Source organism: Alcanivorax sp. P2S70, from assembly GCF_000475295.1.
GTDB lineage: Bacteria > Pseudomonadota > Gammaproteobacteria > Pseudomonadales > Alcanivoracaceae > Alcanivorax > Alcanivorax profundi.
This window is the reverse complement of sequence record NZ_AXBZ01000034.1, coordinates 183,486-201,172: the sequence shown is the minus strand read 5'-3', so window position 1 is coordinate 201,172 and position 17,687 is coordinate 183,486. Positions and strand designations below refer to the sequence as shown.

Here is a 17,687-nt window from a genome sequence, read left to right as displayed (position 1 = left end):
CCTGGAATCACCGGAAAGGGAGAGCTCGGTGAATAAAAAACCTTATGCGGCGTCCCGCAGGATATCGCCAAGCAGCGCTTCGAAGTTTTCGAGGTGCTGGCGGTTATCGTGATCCCACGGATGGAAGCCGGGCTTGAACCAGTCCAGCCAGGGCAGGGTAATGTTGCGGAAGATGCCTTTCTTGCCCCAGGTGTGTTTGGCCACGGCGCGCCAGCCTTTCAGGTCGGTCAGGCCGCCCTTGATGCGCACGTTGTGCAGGTAGAAAGGAATGAACAGGGCAAAGAAGATCCCGGTGGCCGCCACCAGTGTTGTGGTGCGCAGGGCGTAGGCGCCCGGGTTGCTGTCACGACCAATGACAGTGGTGTAAACATCAAAGGCCACGGCCTTGTGCTCGGTTTCTTCCAGCGCGTGCCAGTTCCAGATGGCCTGATAGCCCGGGTCTGACCCATCCATGATTTCCGGCAGGTCCAGCAGGCCGCCTGCCAGAATCGCTGTCAGGTGTTCCAGTGCTACGGTAGCGGCCAGCTGGAAGGCTTTGGGAGTGTAGGCCTGAACAGCATTGAGCAACTGGGTGACAACTTCTTCCTGCGCATGCAGCGGGATACCGCTGTCAGCCACGTAGTTGTTGTACTCGTCGTGCTCGCGGCCGTGCATGGCTTCCTGACCAATAAACGCGGTAACGGCTTTTTTCAGTTCGGGATCCGTGATCTGATCGCGGTAATTGCGTACGCTATCAATGAAAAAGCGCTCCCCTACCGGAAAGAACAGGCTCATGGTATTCAGAAACTGGCTGACATTAAGCCCGTCCCGATGCCAGGTCAGGGCCTTGGCCGGATTGAGGTTGAACTTCAGGTTGCGACGAATCGGAAGAATCGAGATCGCTTTCATGGCGCGCCTCCAAAACTGTTACATTGGTTAATGATACAATTAACCCTCAAACCATCAAGGACTTTTCCGCCCAGGCAACAGGACATGACAGACAATAAACAGGAAGTGGCAAATCGTTTACTTGATGGGTTGGTGGATTATCTGCTGGCCCGACTCGCGCCTGCCCAGCTGGAGGGCCTGATCGAATCAGAGCTGGATTACCTGCTGGAACAAGCTGGCCGTTACACCCTGACCGAGTGGGTCAGCGCGGAGCAGATCCATCACACCGCCCGCAAGTACGCCGTGGAAATGCACATCAGCGGTGCGATTCCCGAGCTGGTGGGCGATATGGTCGAGAAATTCTATGACCAGGCAGCGGATAGTGAGCGGGTGGTGGCCGATGTCGTTGATGAAGATGTGGTGATGGCCTTGTTGGACAAGGTGCTGGAGATTCCGCTCTCTCGTCAGGGAATGGCATGGCTGGGGCGTAACCCGGTGCTGCTCGCGTTGCTGGCAGGGGGGGCCCAGATGGGACTCAAGACCTTGCTGCACCAGGGGCTACCCGCGCCGCTGCGCGAACAGCTGGGCAAACGGTTGCCGGCACGCTGGGTGTCCAGCGTGGAAACCCGCCTGCAGGAATGGTTGCTGCGACGAACCGAGCAGCTGCTGAGCGACCCCTATCTCTATCGGGACGAGAATCTGGATGAGCTGCGCGAGCTGGTGTTGGTGGCCTGGCAGGAGTTTGCCCAGCGCCCGGTGGCCGAGGTGCGTGGGCTGGTCACCAGTGAGGATATCCAGGAGCTGTTCGTGATCGGTTTCGAGTATTGGCGGGAGCTACGTCATACCGACTATTTCAACAGTCTGCTGTTGTCCGGGGTGAATGCCTTCTTTGAAAAATACGGCGACACCAGCCTGACCGAGCTGCTGGAGGAAATGGGCGTCACCCGCGAAATGATGCTCGACGACGCCCGCCGCTTCGCCCCGCCGATCCTCGACAAGCTGCGCACGGAAGGCCTGCTTGAGGAGTGGCTTCGTCGTCATCTGAAGGGGTATTTTGAGGCGGAGGAGACGCTCGCGCTGTTGAGTGAACAGTGAAGAGTTAACAGTGAACAGCGCGCGGTGTCGTCGTGTGCGGTTCTTGAACACAAGAGGCCGCGTCCCAGTGATGGGCGCGGCCTCTTTGCTTCCAGTCACAGCCAGACGCCGATCGCGCCGCTGTTCACTTTTCACTGTTAACTATTAACTGTCGATGGCTTTTCTATACGCCTGCGTATGCAGCAACTCCACCAACTCCCCTTCCGGCACCGGCTTGCTGATCAGGTACCCCTGGATGCTGTCGCAGTCCATGTCGCGCAGGATGCTGAGGTGGTCTTCGGTTTCCACGCCTTCGGCGACCACGTTCATCTGCAGGCTGTGAGCCATGTCGATGATGGCGCGGGTGATGGCGGCGTCGTCGGGGCTCTTGTCCAGATCCATAATGAAGGACCGGTCGATTTTCAGGGTGTCTACCGGGAAGCGCTTCAGGTAGCTCAGTGAGGAATAGCCGGTGCCGAAATCGTCCAGGGCCAGCTCGATACCGCGGGTGCGCAGTTGCTGGAGCAGCTCGATGTTCTGCTCCATGTCTTCCATGATCAGGCTTTCGGTGAGCTCCAGTTCCAGCAGGTGGGGGGGGAGCTCGGTGCTGGACAGTACCCGGTCGACAATATCGGCCACATTCCCCTTGCGGAACTGGTGGGCGGACAGGTTCACCGAGACGCAGATGTCGCCCAGCCCCTGCTTGTGCCATTTGTAGGCCTGGCGACAGGAGCGTTCCAGTACCAGCTCACCAATGGCGGAGATCAGGCCGGTTTCTTCGGCCAGCGGAATGAATTCGGCGGGTGGCAGCAAGCCCATGGTCGGATGCTGCCAGCGGACCAAAGCTTCCACAGAATTGATGCGGTTGGTGGCCAGGTCCATTTTCGGTTGGTAATGAACCACAAACTCGTTCTTGAAAATGGCCTTGCGCAAGCTGGTTTCCAGGGCCAGTTGTTCCACCGAGGCCACACGCATGTTACTGCGATAGAACTGGTAGTTGTTGCCGCCACTGCGCTTGGCCTGATACACCGCCATATCGGCCTGATTGATCATGCTTTGCGCTTCTTTGGCGGTATCCGGGAACAGGCTGATCCCGATACTGGCTCCCAGCAGTAACTCATGGCCATCGATGAGGAACGGCTTTTTCATGGCGTTAATGAGTTTCTGGCATTGCTGGGTGATGACATTTTCGCCGCCATGGTTTTCCAGCAACAGGGTGAACTCGTCGCCGCCGACCCGCGCCATGTTCTCGACTCCACCGGCGTGCTCGCCAAGGCGCTCTGCGGCCGCTTTGAGCAGACGATCGCCGATCTCATGACCGAGGGATTCGTTGATGGGCTTGAAACGATCCATATCGATCATCAGCAAGGCCACTTTTTCCCGGTTCAGGCGTGCCAGGGTGAGCGACTTGTGCAGGTGTTCGCGGAACTGGGACCGGTTGGGCAGTCCGGTCAGGCGGTCATAATTGGACAGAAACTGCAGTTGTTGCTCGGTTTCCTTGCGTGCGGTGAGATCGGACATCATCCCTACGTAGCGGATCACCCGTTTGTGCTCATCGCGAACGGCGCTGACCTGCAACCATTCAGGGAACATTTCACCGTTACGCCGCCGTTCGTTGATTTCCCCTTCCCAGAAGCCGTTTTCCTTGAGTGCGGCGGTAATGGACAGATAAGTCTCGCGGTTGGGGGCGGTGTCTTCATGGTCGAGAACCCGCTTGCCCAGCATCATGGATTCAGAATATCCGGTGATTTGCTCAAAGCGTGCGTTCACTGCCAGGAAGCGGAATTTGTGGTCGAGGATGAAGATCCCTTCGGGGGCGTTTTCGAAGACCGTGGCGGCCAGGCGTTGTTGCTCCTGAGCCTGACGGTCTTCGGTGATATCACGGCGAGTGCCGATCATGCGGGTGGCGCGGCCTTTTTCGGACCACTTGACCACCCGTCCCTCATCTTCGATCCAGCGCCAGTTGCCATCGGCATGGCGAAGCCGGTAGACGGCGTGGTAGCGATCGCTGTCGCCCTTGAAATGGGACACCATGGCCCGGCGGATACGGGTCAGGTCTTCCGGATGCACCAGGGTTTCCAGGTCACCGAAGAAATTCTTGAAATAGGCGCTGTCGTAGCCCAGCAGGCGGTCGAAATTGGTGTGGTAGTTGCGCCCGGTGTCCAGCATCCAGTCCCACAGGCCGATATTACTGGCTTCCAGTGCCAGTTCCAGCCGTTCGCCGGTGGCGCCCAGGGCCTGGTTGCTCTCCTCCAGCGCCTGGGTACGTTCTTGCACCATGGTTTCCAGCCGCTCGTTGGTTTCCTGCAGGCGCTGGCGGGCTTCTTTCCGCTCGTAGATTTCCTGTGCCAGTTTCTCGTTGAGAGCTTCGGCGTCGCTGCGGGCGCGGTTCAGGTAATCAATCAAGGAGCGGTTACTGGCTTGCAGCATCATCGCCTGGTGCCCGGTGTTATGAATGCGGCGGGCGGCCAGCAGGAAGAACAACCCGAGCACGGACAGCAGCACCAATAAGGACAGTTCCGTCTCTGCCTGAGTTTGGGACAGCCGGTACATGGTGGGGCCAAGCAACATGGCCAGATACAGGAAAACCGTTGGGAAATGGCTGCTGTAGGCGGCCAGCGCCATGGTGCTGAGGCCCAGGCCAAGGCTGGCGCAGAGTAACTGGACACTGAGCAAATCCGGGCGGAAAAGCAGTTCCACAGGATTGAAAAGATAGCCGGCCATGCCAATCAGCAGGGGGGTGCTCAAGGCCAGAATGGACAGCCTCAGCCGACAGGTGGGGGTAATTTCGTCGCGTAAGAGCCGCTGGCGGCATACAAACAGCAGCGGAAGGCGAAGGATTTGAACTACGACGAAAGCCAGCAACCAACCGCTCAGCAAGGTGCGTGAGATTTCGGTGCTCCAGTACACCCCGGCCAGTGCCGCGGCGCTCAGTGACTCCAGCACAAACAGCGCGAGGAGACCACTGAACAACAGTTGGCATTGTTCAGAGAGTACGCCCTTGAAAGGGGCGTGGACTGTTTTGTTCGGAGACTGCGAAGACACCTTGGTTGTTATCCTTTGGCGCTTATGCCGAGTGTTTTTGTTTGTCAGTGTACCCATCGGCAGGAAGAAGGGGAACCGCCTTTATTTGCCTATCGAAAGGGGTTTTGCAGTGGCTGCAGGAGCACGCCCTTTCTGCAGGGGTTTCTTGGGGCCACATTCTGCTAAACTCCCGCGCCATGGATGATGTGACTTCCCTTATCGATGGTTTGAACCCGGCCCAGCGCGATGCGGTGGCCGCCGATGATCGCCATTTGCTGGTATTGGCCGGTGCCGGCTCGGGCAAGACCCGGGTGCTGGTGCACCGCATTGCCTGGCAGATTGCCACCGAACAGGCCTCGCCGTTCGGTATTTTGGCGGTGACCTTTACCAACAAGGCGGCCGCCGAGATGCGCGGCCGGATCGAGCAGCTGCTGGATATGTCCGCCGAGGGTATGTGGGTGGGCACCTTCCACAGCATTGCCCACCGTTTGCTGCGCTCGCACTGGCAAGAGGCCGGTTTGCCCCAGGGCTTCGAGATTATTGATGCCGATGACCAGCAGCGCTTGATCAAGCGGGTGATCAAGGAGCTGGGGCTGGATGAGCAGCGCTGGCCGGCCCGCCAGGCCACCTGGTTCATCAATAGCCAGAAGGATGAAGGCCTGCGTGCCAAACACATGGACGCGAACGGCGACCTGTTCGCCCAGACCATGCAGAAGATTTACTACGGCTATGAAGAGGCCTGCGAGCGCGGCGGGCTGGTGGATTTCAATGAGATGCTGTTGCGGGTGCTGGAACTATTCCGCGACAACGACAGCCTGCGGGGCCACTACCAGCGCCGCTTCCGCCATATTCTGGTAGACGAATTCCAGGATACCAACAGCATCCAGTACGCCTGGTTGCGGTTGTTGGCCTATGAGGGCAATGCGGTGACCATTGTGGGCGATGACGACCAGTCCATTTACGGCTGGCGCGGCGCCAAGATCGAGAATATTCACAAGTTCAGTCGTGATTTCCCGGATACCCGCACCATCCGCCTGGAGCAGAACTACCGCTCCACAGGCACTATCCTGAAAGCGGCCAACGCGGTGATTGATAACAACAGCGATCGTCTGGGCAAGGAACTCTGGACCGAAGGTGGCGATGGCGATCCGATTCGCTTGTATGCCGGCTTCAACGAAGTGGACGAAGCCCGCTTCGTGGCGGGTCGGGTGGACAAGCTGTTCCAGGAAGGGACCGCGCGCCGGGAAATGGCAGTGCTGTACCGCTCCAATGCCCAGTCACGGGTGCTGGAAGAAGCCTTCCTGCAGGCCGGTATTCCCTACCGCATCTATGGGGGGCAGCGTTTCTTCGAACGTCTCGAGATCAAGAACGCTCTGGCGTATCTGCGCCTGATCAGCAACCGTCATGCAGATGCCGCCTTTGAGCGGGCGGTCAATACGCCCACTCGCGGCATTGGCAACAAGACCCTGGAAATGTTGAGGGAAGTGGCCCAGGCCCGCGGTTGCTCGCTGTGGGATGCCGGACAGGCCATTGTCAGTGAGCAGTTGCTAACTGCCCGGGCGATCAATGCGCTGGCCGTTTTCCTCAATCTGGTCGACCAGCTCGCACTGCAGTGTGATGGGCTGAATCTGGGGGAAACCGCCGAGCATGTGATCGAGGCCAGTGGTCTGGTGGCGTTCCATGGCAAGGAAAAAGGCGAGAAGGGGCAGCAGCGCCAGGAAAACCTGCGAGAGCTGGTGTCTGCCACCCGTGAGTTCGGTGAGGAAGATGAAGATTCCGAGATGGACTCGCTGACAGCGTTTCTCGATCACGCGGCGCTGGAGTCTGGCGAGGGTCAGGCCGATGCCCATGAGGACGCGGTGCAGATGATGACCCTGCACTCGGCCAAGGGGCTGGAGTTCCCGGTGGTGTTCATTTGTGGCATGGAAGAGGGCCTGTTTCCTCACCAGCGTTCCAGTGAGGACCCCAGTGGCCTGGCCGAAGAGCGTCGTCTTTGCTACGTGGGTTTGACCCGCGCCATGCGTGAACTGTACCTGACCCATGCGGAAAGCCGTCGCCTGTACGGCAACGAAAACTACAACCCGCCCAGCCGCTTCCTGCGCGAGATTCCCGCCGAGGCCATGGAAGAGATTCGTGCCCGCGCCGGTTTCAGCCGCCCCATGGGCGGTGGCAGCAAGCCGATCCGGGAAACCGAGGCCAACGGTATTGTGCTGGGCGCGCGCGTGTTGCATCCCAAGTTCGGTGAAGGCACGGTGCTGCACTTTGAGGGGCAGGGCCCCAATGCACGCTTGCAGATCAATTTCGACGGCGCCGGCACCAAATGGTTGGTCAGTCAGTACGCGCGTCTGGAAGTGATTTAAAGAAGGTCTGACGTCAGACGTCCGACCCGTCGACAAGAACCATGGGGTGGCCGATGACTGCTGCCCAACCACGGAGGATGACTCTTGGACCGTCGTAAATTCGTTTCTGCCCTCGGATTGGGTTTGGGTGGCCTGGCGCTGGCAGGGTGCGAGCAGAAAGACTGCCCGCCGGCCGAGCAGACCGCCGCCGGTGAGCCGGAAAAGAAGAAGCCGCAGCCGCAAACTTACGAATGGAAGATGGTTACCACCTGGCCGAAGAACTATCCGGGCCTGGGAGCCGGGGCCAACCGGTTTGCCAAGCGAGTGGAAGAAATGTCTGCCGGGCGAATCAAGATCAAGGTGTACGGCGCCAAAGAGCTGGTACCGGCATTCGAGGTGTTTGATGCGGTGCGCCAGGGCAGTGCCGAAATGGGCCACGGCGCCGCCTACTATTGGAAAGGTAAACACCCCGCCACTCCGTTCTTTACCGCCGTACCCTTCGGACTTACCGCCCAGGAAATGAATGGCTGGCTGCACCATGGTGGTGGTCAGGAACTGTGGGATGACCTGTATGCCCAGTTCAATCTCAAGCCGTTTGCCTGTGGCAATACCGGTACCCAGATGGCGGGCTGGTTCAACAAGGAAATCAACAGCGTTGACGATCTCAAGGGCCTGAAAATGCGCATGCCGGGCCTGGCCGGAGAAGTACTGGCCAAGGTCGGCGCCATCCCGGTGCAGTTGCCGGGGGCTGAAGTGTTTACCTCGCTGCAGACCGGCGCCATTGACGCGGCGGACTGGGTTGGCCCCTACAATGACCTGACCTTTGGCTTGCACCGGGTGGCCGAGTACTACTACTACCCGGGCTGGCAGGAGCCGGGCCCGACGCTGGAACTGACCATCAACAAGAAAGTCTGGGACAGCCTGCCGGCAGACCTGCAGGCGATTATTCGCTATGCCGCCCAGTCAGAAAACCAGGACATGCTGGATGAGTACACCGCACGCAACAACGCCGCCCTGGACGAACTGGTCAACAAGCACGGCACCAAACTGCGTCGCCTGCCGGATGATGTGCTGAAAGCCTTGAAAGAGGCCAGTGATGAAGTGGTCGAGGCACTGGTGGCAGATAACAAGGATGCCCGCAAGGTGTATCAGTCGTACCGCAAGTTCCGCGATGAATCCATCAATACCATGGCCATCGCCGAGCAACCGTACCTGAATATTCGCAGCGAGCTGGAAGACTGATCGCTACGGGTTAAGGAAGCGAGTGACGAGTTTCGAGTTGTGAAAACCCTTATCCGGATGGGGGTTGTGTCCAAATCTTCGAAACTCGTTTCTCGAAACTAGTCTTGCGGCACTACCCGGGTACGCCCGGTGTCATCAATGGCCACAAAGGTGAAATGCCCTTCAGTCACCTTGGAGAGGGTCCCGGTGTCTTCACGAATCCAGACTTCCACCAGAATCTGCATGGAGCTGCGGCCGATATCCTGCAGCTGGGTATAGCAGCTGACCACCGCGCCAATGGGGACCGGGCGCAAGAAGGCCATGGAATCGATGGCCACGGTGGCGACCCGGCCACGGGCTTTTTTGCGGGCGGTAACGGCGCCGGCCAGGTCCATCTGGGACACCAGCCAGCCGCCAAAAATGTCGCCGTTCCAGTTGGAATCCTGGGGCATGGCAATGGTCTGGATGGCCAGGGTGCCAATCGGTTGCGGGGTGTCATCGGTGTGATCGGTCATGTTGTTATCCACATTTTGGTCGCGGGCCCGGGGCCGTGCGTGAAAGTGTTCGTCTGTCTTTCCGAATAACGGAATAGACCTCCAACTCGTTGAGTTCGGCGCCACTAAACAGCCTGAGCACCCTGCAGGAGCCATGCTCGCATGGCGATCCGGCCGAGGCGAGACCGGGATTGCCGCGCCCAATAGCCATGTCAGGGGTACAGCATGGCGGGCAACCAGGTGGCCAGTTGCGGAAACAGTGCCAGTATACCCAGCATCACAAGCTGAATAACGATAAAAGGCACTACCCCCTGATAGATCTGTGCGGTGCGTACCTCCGCCGGGGCCACCCCGCGCAGGTAGAACAGTGCGAATCCGAAAGGTGGGGTCAGGAACGAGGTTTGCAAGTTCAGGGCCAGCATCACTCCCAACCATACCGGATCGAGCCCCATCGCCAGCAGCACAGGTCCGACAATCGGCACCACCACGAAGGTGATCTCGATAAAGTCGAGAATAAAGCCGAGCAGAAAGATCAGCAGCATGACCATCAGGGTGGCGCCAATCACCCCTCCGGGCATGGCCTCGAACAGGCTGTGCACGGCATCTTCGCCGCCAAAGCCCCGGAACACCAGTGAAAACAGGCTGGCCCCGATCAGGATCATAAACACCATGGCGGTCACCCGGCTGGTGCTGCGGACGACTTCGCCAACAATGGCCAGGTTCAGGTGCCGGTTGAAAGCCGCCAGCAGCAGGGCGCCGAAGGCCCCGACCCCGGCGGCCTCAGTGGGGGTCGCCTTACCGGTGAGAATAGAGCCCAGTACCGCTGCGATGAGCAGCAGTGGCGGCAGCAGTCCGCGCAGGATATCGCCCCACCCGATGTCATTTGCCTCGTCGCGGGGCATGGCGGGGGCAAGATGGGGCTTCCACCCGCTAATGACCAGCACATACAGCAGGTACAGGCCCACCAGTATCAGCCCGGGGATCAGGGCACCGACGAACAGGTCACCCACCGAAACCGTGTCCAGTGACCACAACCCCTGTTTGAGTTGAGCCTCCTGATAGGCGTTGGACAGCACGTCCCCCAACAGCACCAGGGCAATGGACGGGGGGATAATCTGCCCCAGCGTACCGGTAGCACAGATCAGTCCGGTGGAAAGTTGCGGCTGGTAGCCCTGGCGCAACATGGTGGGCAGCGACAACAGGGCCATGGTCACCACCGTCGCACCGACGATACCGGTGCTGGCGGCCAGCAGTGCACCGACCAGAATGATCGCCAGGCCCATGCCTCCCGGCAGTGGGCCAAACAGGCGGCCCATGCTGGATAACAGGTTTTCTGCCACCCGGGATTTTTCCAGCATGACCCCCATGAACACGAACAGTGGCACCGCCATCAGGGTGGTGTTCTCGATGATGCCGAACAGGCGGTTGGGCACAAAGGTAAGGTCAGCGGGGTTAAAGATGCCGGTGGCCATGCCGCCCGCGGCGAACAGCAGGGCGGTGCCCCCCAGGGCAAAGGCTACCGGGTAGCCGCTGAGCAGCACCAGGCACACCGCGACGAACATGATCAGCGGAATCCACTCGATCACAGGGTGTCCTCCGGGTGTGCGCTGGGTGGGGCCAATGGTGTCCCCAGCAGGGTCAGGGTATGGCGCAGCAGGTCGGCCAGTCCCTGAATGCCCAACAGGGCAGGTAGCACCAGCAACAGGGACTTGAGCAGATAGACGAAGGGCAAGCCGCCGTTGGCGGAACCTTCCTGCTCTCGCCAGCTGCTGGCCACATAGTCCAGCGACAGCCAGAACAGGGCGGCACACACTGGCAGCAGCAGGAAAAGGGTACCGAGCAAATTGACCCAGGCTCGGGTACGCGGGGAAAACCGTTGATAGAGCACGTCCACCCGAACGTGCTCGTCTTCCGCCAGGGTATAGGCAATAGCGAGCATAAACAGGGCGCCATGCAGGTAGGTCAGCGATTCCTGCAGGGCAATATTGCCAATCCCAAAGGCGTAGCGCAGTGCCACCACCAGCACCATGCCGAGCACCAGAAACAGGGCAAGCCAGGCGGAAAGGCGGCCAACGGCCGTGGTCAGGCGGGTCAGGCGATGCTGCCAGCGCAGGAACGTGTGCTTCATGACACCTTGTTATTGTTGGGTCCGAGTCAGTATGGGGGCGGATTATACGGGGCTTGGCATGACTTTTCAGCCGTCAGGCCCCGTGGTTGGCGGGTTTTTCGTTTCTGGTCAGGGGTGAGCAAATGAAAAAATTCGAATTGCTACATGGGTGTAATGTGGTTGTCATAAAGCGTCTCTAGGATGCGCTGTGCTGAAACATGAACTGGCTTGCAACATTTAGAACGACCGGGGTGGACCAAAACAATCATCGCCGGTGCCATGTAACTGGAGGCTTATTGTGAACTTCAAGATCAAAGCAACCCTGGCGAGCGCCGCCGCTGCCCTGGCTTTCGCCAGCGCCCCGGCCACTGCCGACACCCGTGATTACATTTCCATCGTGGGTTCTTCCACTGTGTACCCGTTCGCGACCACCGTCGCTGAGCGTTTCGGTCGCAGCTCTTCCAACCCGACCCCGAAAATCGAATCTACCGGTTCCGGCGGCGGCATGAAGCTGTTCTGTGCGGGTGTGGGGACCCAGCACCCTGACGTGACCAACGCGTCCCGTCGCATGAAGAAGTCCGAGTTTGCCCAGTGCCAGGAAAATGGCGTGAAGGACATCACCGAAGTGGTTATCGGTTATGACGGCATCGTGTTTGCCAACTCTTCCAAAGGCAAGCACATGGACGTTACCTTGCGTGATCTGTTCCTGGCCCTGGCCAAGGAAGTTCCGGATCCGAAAGGCGGTGAGAAGCTGGTCGCCAACCCCTACAAGACCTGGAAAGAAGTGAACCCGGCGCTGCCGAACACCAAGATCGAGGTTCTCGGTCCGCCGCCGACTTCCGGTACCCGTGATGCGTTCAACGAGCTGGCTATCGAAGGTGGTTGTAAGACCTTCCCGTGGCTGAAGGCCATCAAGGGCGAAGACAAGTCCAAGTACAAGGCGATCTGCCGCAGCATCCGTGAAGACGGCGCCTACGTAGAAGCGGGCGAGAACGACAACCTGATCGTTCAGAAGCTGGAAAAGAACCCCAACGCATTCGGCGTGTTCGGTTTCTCCTTCCTGGATCAGAACCGTGGCAAGGTACAGGGCGCTAAAGTAGGCGGTGTGGCCCCGACTTTTGATAGCATTGCGTCTGGCGACTACCCGGTATCCCGCTCTCTGTACTTCTACGTGAAGAAAGCTCACGTAGGTGTGGTACCGGGCATCGAAGGTTACGTGAAGGAATTCACCAGCGAGAAAGCCTGGGGCGGTGAGGGTTACCTGGCCGAGAAAGGCATGATCCCGCTGGCCGATGACCTGCGCGGTGACATGCAGAAACAGGCTCGTGGCCTGGTATCCATGACCGATGCCGAGCTGCACTAAGCGCTGAGTTCTGGAAGAGAAGAAAAAGCAGGGATGCTTTCAGCCCGACGGTGGAACCACCGTCGGGCTTTTTAACCAGCGATCAAATTTATGACATTTTTTTTGCAGTCAACGGTGCACCAAGGTCGCTGCGTTGACTGGAGAAAAAACCTAAACGGAGAACACCATGCAAACCGGTAATCTGCTGTTGCTGCTGGTGGTAATGATCGCCGGGGCCTATTACATGGGGCACCGCCGTTCCTTTGCCCTGGCTCGACCGCTGGGCGGCATTCGCCACCTGCACTCATTGCCGTTCTATTACGCCATGCGTACGGCAATCTGGTGTGCTATCCCGGCCCTGGTCGTGCTGGGGGTCTGGCTGGCGTTTGATGACACCCTGATTCGCAACATGGTGATGGGAAGCCTGCCGGCGGCCAGTCAACCGGTGGATGGCTCCGCTGCGAACCTGATGCTCAACCAGATCAGCAATGTGGCCAGTGGTGCCCTGTCTCCGGCTTCGGTATCACCGGAAATTGCGGCGGCAGCGGAGAAACTGAATAGCCTGCGTCAGCTCAATACCATGGCAATTACGGTTGTTGTGATCGTGGTGGCCATGCTGGGAACGGCCTGGGGCTGGGTGAAAATTTCGCCGCAAATGCGTGCCCGGCAACAGGTCGAAAAAGTCCTGCAAACACTGTTCATGCTGAGTGCCACCATCGCCATCCTGACCACGGTTGGCATTCTGATGTCGGTGCTGTTCGAATCCATCCGTTTCTTCGGCAAGGTGCCGGCTACGGATTTCCTGTTCGGCCTTCACTGGAGTCCGCAGACGGCTCTGCGTGCTGACCAGGTTGCCTCTGAAGGGGCTTTTGGGGCTATTCCCCTGTTTGTCGGCACCTTGCTGATTTCTGCCATCGCCTTGCTGGTGGCGGTGCCGGTGGGGCTGATGTCTGCCATCTACCTGGCCGAATATGCTCCCGCCAGAGTGCGCGCGTTTGCCAAGCCCGCTCTGGAAGTGTTGGCAGGCGTGCCGACGGTGGTATACGGCTTCTTTGCTGCACTCACCGTGGCCCCGGTGATTCGTCAGATCGGTGAATCCATCGGCCTGGATGTGGCCTCGGAGTCGGCCTTGGCGGCGGGCCTGGTGATGGGCGTGATGATTATCCCGTTTGTGTCGTCGCTGGCGGATGACGTGATCACGGCGGTGCCTCAGGCGCTGCGCGATGCGTCACTGGGGCTGGGGGCTACCCGTTCAGAAACCATCAAGAAGGTCATCTTTCCGGCGGCTCTGCCGGGCATCATGGGCGGTATTCTGCTGGCGGCATCGCGGGCCATTGGTGAAACCATGATTGTGGTGATGGCGGCGGGACTGGCGGCGAATCTCACCGCAAATCCACTGGATGCGGTGACTACGGTGACGGTGCAGATCGTGACCCTGCTGACCGGTGACCAGGAGTTTGACAGTGCCAAGACCCTGGCGGCCTTCGCCCTTGGCCTGATGCTCTTTATCACTACCTTGTTGCTCAACGTGATCGCGCTTCACATTGTGAAGAAGTATCGCGAGCAGTACGACTAGCGCCTGGAGGCATTCGACATGAGCAAGACCACCGAACAGGTACGCAAGTCACTGGCCAAACGCTACCGTGCTGAGCGTCGTTTCAAGGCCTTTGGTGTGGGCGCCATTGGTTTTGGCCTGCTGGCCCTGGTGCTGTTGTTTACGGACATCATTGGCAAAGGCCATAGCGCGTTCTTCGAAACCTACGTGAAGATGGAGGTGACCTTCGATCAGGACACGCTGGATATCAGTGATGTTCGTGATGAAGAGCAGCTCAATTTTGCCAATTATGATGGTGTTATTCGCAACGCCCTGCGCGAAGAGTTTCCGTCGGCCAGTGGTCGCCAGGAAAAGCGTGAGCTGTACAGCCTGATCAGCACCGGGGCCGGCTATGAACTGCGCGATTTGCTCAAGGATGACCCTTCCTTGATGGGCAAGAGCATCACCCTGTGGTTGCTCGCCGATGACGACGTCGACGTATATGTGAAATCTGCCCAGGACGACCGGTTGGAGTCCCGTCTCAGTGATAACCAGAAGAGCTGGATCGAGAGTCTGGAGGCGCAGGACCGTGTGGAGTTGCAGTGGAACCAGTCCCTGTTCACCCACGGGGATTCCCGCGAGCCGGAGCTGGCGGGTATCTGGGGAGCGGTGACCGGTTCGTTCTTCACTATGCTGGTGACCTTGATACTGAGCTTCCCTATTGGGGTGGCCGCGGCCATTTACCTGGAAGAATTTGCGCCCAAGAACAAGTTCACTGATTTCATTGAAGTGAACATCAACAACCTTGCGGCGGTGCCCTCTATCATTTTCGGCCTGTTGGGTCTGGCGGTGATTATCGGTTTGTTCGGGTTGCCCCGTTCGGTACCTGTTGTCGGGGGTATCGTTCTGACCCTGATGACGCTGCCCACCATCATTATTTCCAGCCGTGCTGCCATCAAGGCGGTGCCGCCGAGCATCCGCGAAGCGGCCATGGGCCTGGGCGCCTCGAAAATGCAGGTGGTACTGCATCATGTGCTGCCGCTGGCCCTGCCTGGCATGCTGACCGGCGCCATCATCGGTATGGCCCAGGCACTGGGCGAAACGGCCCCGCTGCTGATGATCGGTATGGTGGCGTTCATTGTGGATGTCCCGGGTGGGCCGCTGGATCCCTCCACCGTGCTGCCCGTGCAGATTTACCTGTGGGCCGATAGCCCGGAGCAGTCCTTCGTGGCCCTGACCTCCGCGGCCATCATGGTGCTGCTGTCTTTCCTGATCGCCATGAATACGCTGGCGGTGTTCCTGCGCAAGCGCCTTGAGCGGCGCTGGTAACGAGGTAAGAATCATGGATACTGCAGAAAAGTTTGATGACAAAGCGCCAGGTAACATGAAGCTGGCTGACCAGATTGAAGGTGAACAGGCAATGGACGAGACAATCCGCTATCCGGACCAGACGGTCGGAACCCCTTATGTGGACAACCCGAAGATGCGCATGCGCGACGTGGAGGTGTTCTACGGCGAGAAGCAGGCCATCCACGGCGTCAGCCTGGATATCGGCAAGAACGAAGTGGTGGCGCTGATCGGTCCTTCCGGTTGCGGTAAATCCACCTTCCTGCGTTGTCTGAACCGCATGAATGACACCATCGATATCTGTCAGGTAAAGGGCAACCTGCACCTGGAAGACCAGGATCTTTATGATCCCAAGCTCGATGTGGTGGAGCTGCGTGCACGGGTGGGCATGGTGTTCCAGAAGCCGAACCCTTTTCCCAAGTCGATTTATGACAACGTGGCCTATGGTCCCCGGATTCACGGTCTGGCCAACAAGAAATATGACCTGGACGAAATCGTGGAAACCAGCCTGCAAAAGGCGGGTTTGTGGAATGAAGTAAAGGACCGTCTGCATTCCCCTGGCACGGGCCTGTCCGGTGGTCAGCAGCAGCGCCTGTGTATCGCCCGTACCATTGCCGTAAGCCCGGAAGTGGTGCTGATGGATGAGCCCTGTTCTGCGCTGGACCCCATTGCCACCGCCAAGATCGAAGAGTTGATCGCTGAGCTGAGCGAGTCCTATACCATTGCCATCGTGACCCACTCCATGCAGCAGGCGGCCCGTGTCTCCAACCGCACCGCTTACTTCCATCTGGGGCGTCTGGTGGAAATGAATGATACCGATACCGTGTTCACCAAGCCGGAACACGATCTGACAGAAGCTTACATCACCGGCCGCTTCGGTTAAGGCACAAGGAGAGCAGGATCATGGATCGCATGCATTTTGGTGAGCACAGCTCATCCCAGTTCAACGACGCGCTGGAGTCCATCCGCAACAACCTGATGGAAATGGGTGGCCTGGTAGAAAAGCAGGTGGTGGACGCGTTGCAGGCATTGCTGCAGGCCGATTCCGCCCTTGCGGAAAAGGTGATGGAAACCGAGGACAAGGTCGACAAGCTGGAAATGCTGATCGACGAGGAGTGCACCAAGGTGCTGGCGCTGCGCCAGCCGGCGGCGTCGGATCTGCGGTTGATTATCGCCGTTACCAAAGCGGTGTCAGACCTGGAGCGCATCGGTGACGAATCCGCCAAGATTGCCCGTATGGGGCAGCAGCTGGCGGAAGAGGGTGAGTCTCCACGGGGTTATGTGGAAGTGCGTCATATCGGTAACCACGTGCGTAACATGTTGCGCGATACGCTGGATGCCTTTGCACGCTTTGATGCCAAAAAAGCGCTGGAAGTGGCTGCCGAAGACAAGGAAGTGGACCTGGAATACCGCAGTGCCATGCGCTCGCTGGTCACGTTCATGATGGAAGATCCCCGTTCCATTTCCCGGGTACTGAACATCATCTGGTCGCTGCGCGCGCTGGAGCGCATTGGTGATCACGCCCGCAATATTGGCGAGCAGGTGATCTATCTGGTGGAAGGCAAGGATGTACGCCACATCAGCGTGGACGAGATTGAAGCGAAGTTGAAAAAGTAGAGCAGCCTCAAGCTACAAGCTACAAGGAAAACCCGGCCCGACAAGGTCGGGTTTTTTGTTTGGGTTTCCGTAGGAGCGTCGCTCGCGGCGCGATTACCGAACCATAAAGCGAGTAACGAGTTTCGAGTTGCGAAAACCTTTCCCGTTATTCAGAGCCGCTCCAGCTTTTGCATTTCGAAACTCGCGTCTCGTAACTCGAAACTTTCTCCTCGCCAAGGCTCGGTAATCGCGCCGCGAGCGACGCTCCTACGGCAAGGTTGTACTTTTAAACGAGGCCACGGGCCTGCCCGCTGTCACAAAGCCTTCCCCCTTTGAAACTTGTCTTTTGTAACTTGGAGCTTATAATATCCGTATTTCCGGATATATAGATATAGGGATGCCAGCGGCCATGATGACACCGACCCAATTGTGCAAATGCCTGGGTGATGACACCCGTCTCAGCCTGATCTGCCTGCTGCACGGTCAGGGTGAGGTGTGTGTGTGTGATCTGGTAGACAGCCTGCAGGCACCGCAGTCCACCATTTCCCGGCATCTGGCCCAGCTGCGCCAATGCGAGCTGGTAGTGGCTCGCCGTCAGGGCACCTGGATGCATTACCAGCTGAACCCGGCATTGCCGCAATGGGCGGCCGAGGTAATTGCCACCCTGGTGATTCCGGCCCGTGAGGACCTGAACATTACCCTTCCTAACACCGCTTGCTGCGGCTAACTCTGAGAGACGGAT

14 protein-coding genes are annotated in these 17,687 nt (G+C 58.7%); 9 read left to right on the top strand and 5 right to left on the bottom strand.

All coding sequences use genetic code 11. The annotated features are described in order from the left end of the window. Positions 1-42 precede the first annotated feature (42 nt). Positions 43-888, bottom strand: coding sequence for a metal-dependent hydrolase (locus tag Q672_RS28170; protein WP_022985854.1), 846 nt, complete (start codon positions 886-888; stop codon positions 43-45). An 84-nt stretch (positions 889-972) separates the two neighbouring features. On the opposite strand from Q672_RS28170, the gene Q672_RS28165 reads away from it, so the two are divergent. Beyond that, positions 973-1,962: a hypothetical protein gene (locus Q672_RS28165; protein WP_022985853.1), complete on the top strand. Its 990-nt coding sequence runs from the start codon at positions 973-975 to the stop codon at positions 1,960-1,962. A gap of 144 nt (positions 1,963-2,106) precedes the next feature. Here Q672_RS28165 and Q672_RS28160 read toward each other — a convergent pair whose 3' ends face one another. Further along, entirely contained in the window at positions 2,107-4,986 is a 2,880-nt protein-coding gene (locus tag Q672_RS28160) for a GGDEF domain-containing phosphodiesterase (protein WP_022985852.1), read from the bottom strand. A gap of 176 nt (positions 4,987-5,162) precedes the next feature. Here Q672_RS28160 and uvrD point away from each other — a divergent pair, with 176 nt between their 5' ends. After that, positions 5,163-7,325, top strand: a complete 2,163-nt coding sequence (gene uvrD, locus Q672_RS28155) for a DNA helicase II (protein WP_031226648.1) — start codon at positions 5,163-5,165, stop codon at positions 7,323-7,325. A gap of 84 nt (positions 7,326-7,409) precedes the next feature. Further along, positions 7,410-8,546 (top strand): TRAP transporter substrate-binding protein, encoded by a 1,137-nt coding sequence (locus Q672_RS28150; RefSeq protein WP_022985850.1) that lies wholly within the window; start codon positions 7,410-7,412, stop codon positions 8,544-8,546. A 98-nt stretch (positions 8,547-8,644) separates the two neighbouring features. On the opposite strand, the gene Q672_RS28145 is transcribed toward Q672_RS28150, so the two are convergent. The 3 genes from Q672_RS28145 to Q672_RS28135 all read right to left on the bottom strand — a co-directional run bounded on the left by Q672_RS28145 (position 8,645) and on the right by Q672_RS28135 (position 11,147). Continuing rightward, the gene (locus Q672_RS28145) at positions 8,645-9,040 is read right to left on the bottom strand and encodes an acyl-CoA thioesterase (protein WP_022985849.1); all 396 of its coding nucleotides are present in this window, start codon (positions 9,038-9,040) and stop codon (positions 8,645-8,647) included. 191 nt (positions 9,041-9,231) lie between these two features. After that, positions 9,232-10,602 (bottom strand): TRAP transporter large permease, encoded by a 1,371-nt coding sequence (locus Q672_RS28140; RefSeq protein ID WP_442778108.1) that lies wholly within the window; start codon positions 10,600-10,602, stop codon positions 9,232-9,234. After that, positions 10,602-11,147: a TRAP transporter small permease subunit gene (locus Q672_RS28135; RefSeq protein WP_022985847.1), complete on the bottom strand. Its 546-nt coding sequence runs from the start codon at positions 11,145-11,147 to the stop codon at positions 10,602-10,604. Before Q672_RS28135 ends, Q672_RS28140 begins: the two co-directional genes overlap by 1 nt. A gap of 289 nt (positions 11,148-11,436) precedes the next feature. Between Q672_RS28135 and Q672_RS28130 the strand changes: the two genes are divergently transcribed. The 6 genes from Q672_RS28130 to Q672_RS28105 all read left to right on the top strand — a co-directional run bounded on the left by Q672_RS28130 (position 11,437) and on the right by Q672_RS28105 (position 17,672). Then, a complete protein-coding gene (locus tag Q672_RS28130) occupies positions 11,437-12,489 on the top strand; it encodes a substrate-binding domain-containing protein (RefSeq protein WP_031226646.1) in 1,053 nt (350 codons plus the stop codon). A gap of 166 nt (positions 12,490-12,655) precedes the next feature. After that, a complete protein-coding gene (pstC, locus tag Q672_RS28125) occupies positions 12,656-14,044 on the top strand; it encodes a phosphate ABC transporter permease subunit PstC (RefSeq protein WP_022985845.1) in 1,389 nt (462 codons plus the stop codon). An 18-nt stretch (positions 14,045-14,062) separates the two neighbouring features. After that, positions 14,063-15,331 (top strand): phosphate ABC transporter permease PstA, encoded by a 1,269-nt coding sequence (gene pstA / locus Q672_RS28120; RefSeq protein ID WP_022985844.1) that lies wholly within the window; start codon positions 14,063-14,065, stop codon positions 15,329-15,331. A 13-nt stretch (positions 15,332-15,344) separates the two neighbouring features. Beyond that, the gene (pstB, locus tag Q672_RS28115) at positions 15,345-16,232 is read left to right on the top strand and encodes a phosphate ABC transporter ATP-binding protein PstB (RefSeq protein ID WP_022985843.1); all 888 of its coding nucleotides are present in this window, start codon (positions 15,345-15,347) and stop codon (positions 16,230-16,232) included. Between the two features lie 20 nt (positions 16,233-16,252). Next, positions 16,253-16,966 carry a phosphate signaling complex protein PhoU gene (phoU, locus tag Q672_RS28110; RefSeq protein ID WP_022985842.1) on the top strand — a complete coding sequence of 238 codons (714 nt, stop codon included), beginning with the start codon at positions 16,253-16,255 and terminating at the stop codon, positions 16,964-16,966. A gap of 388 nt (positions 16,967-17,354) precedes the next feature. After that, positions 17,355-17,672 carry a metalloregulator ArsR/SmtB family transcription factor gene (locus tag Q672_RS28105; protein ID WP_031226644.1) on the top strand — a complete coding sequence of 106 codons (318 nt, stop codon included), beginning with the start codon at positions 17,355-17,357 and terminating at the stop codon, positions 17,670-17,672. Positions 17,673-17,687: the final 15 nt, after the last annotated feature.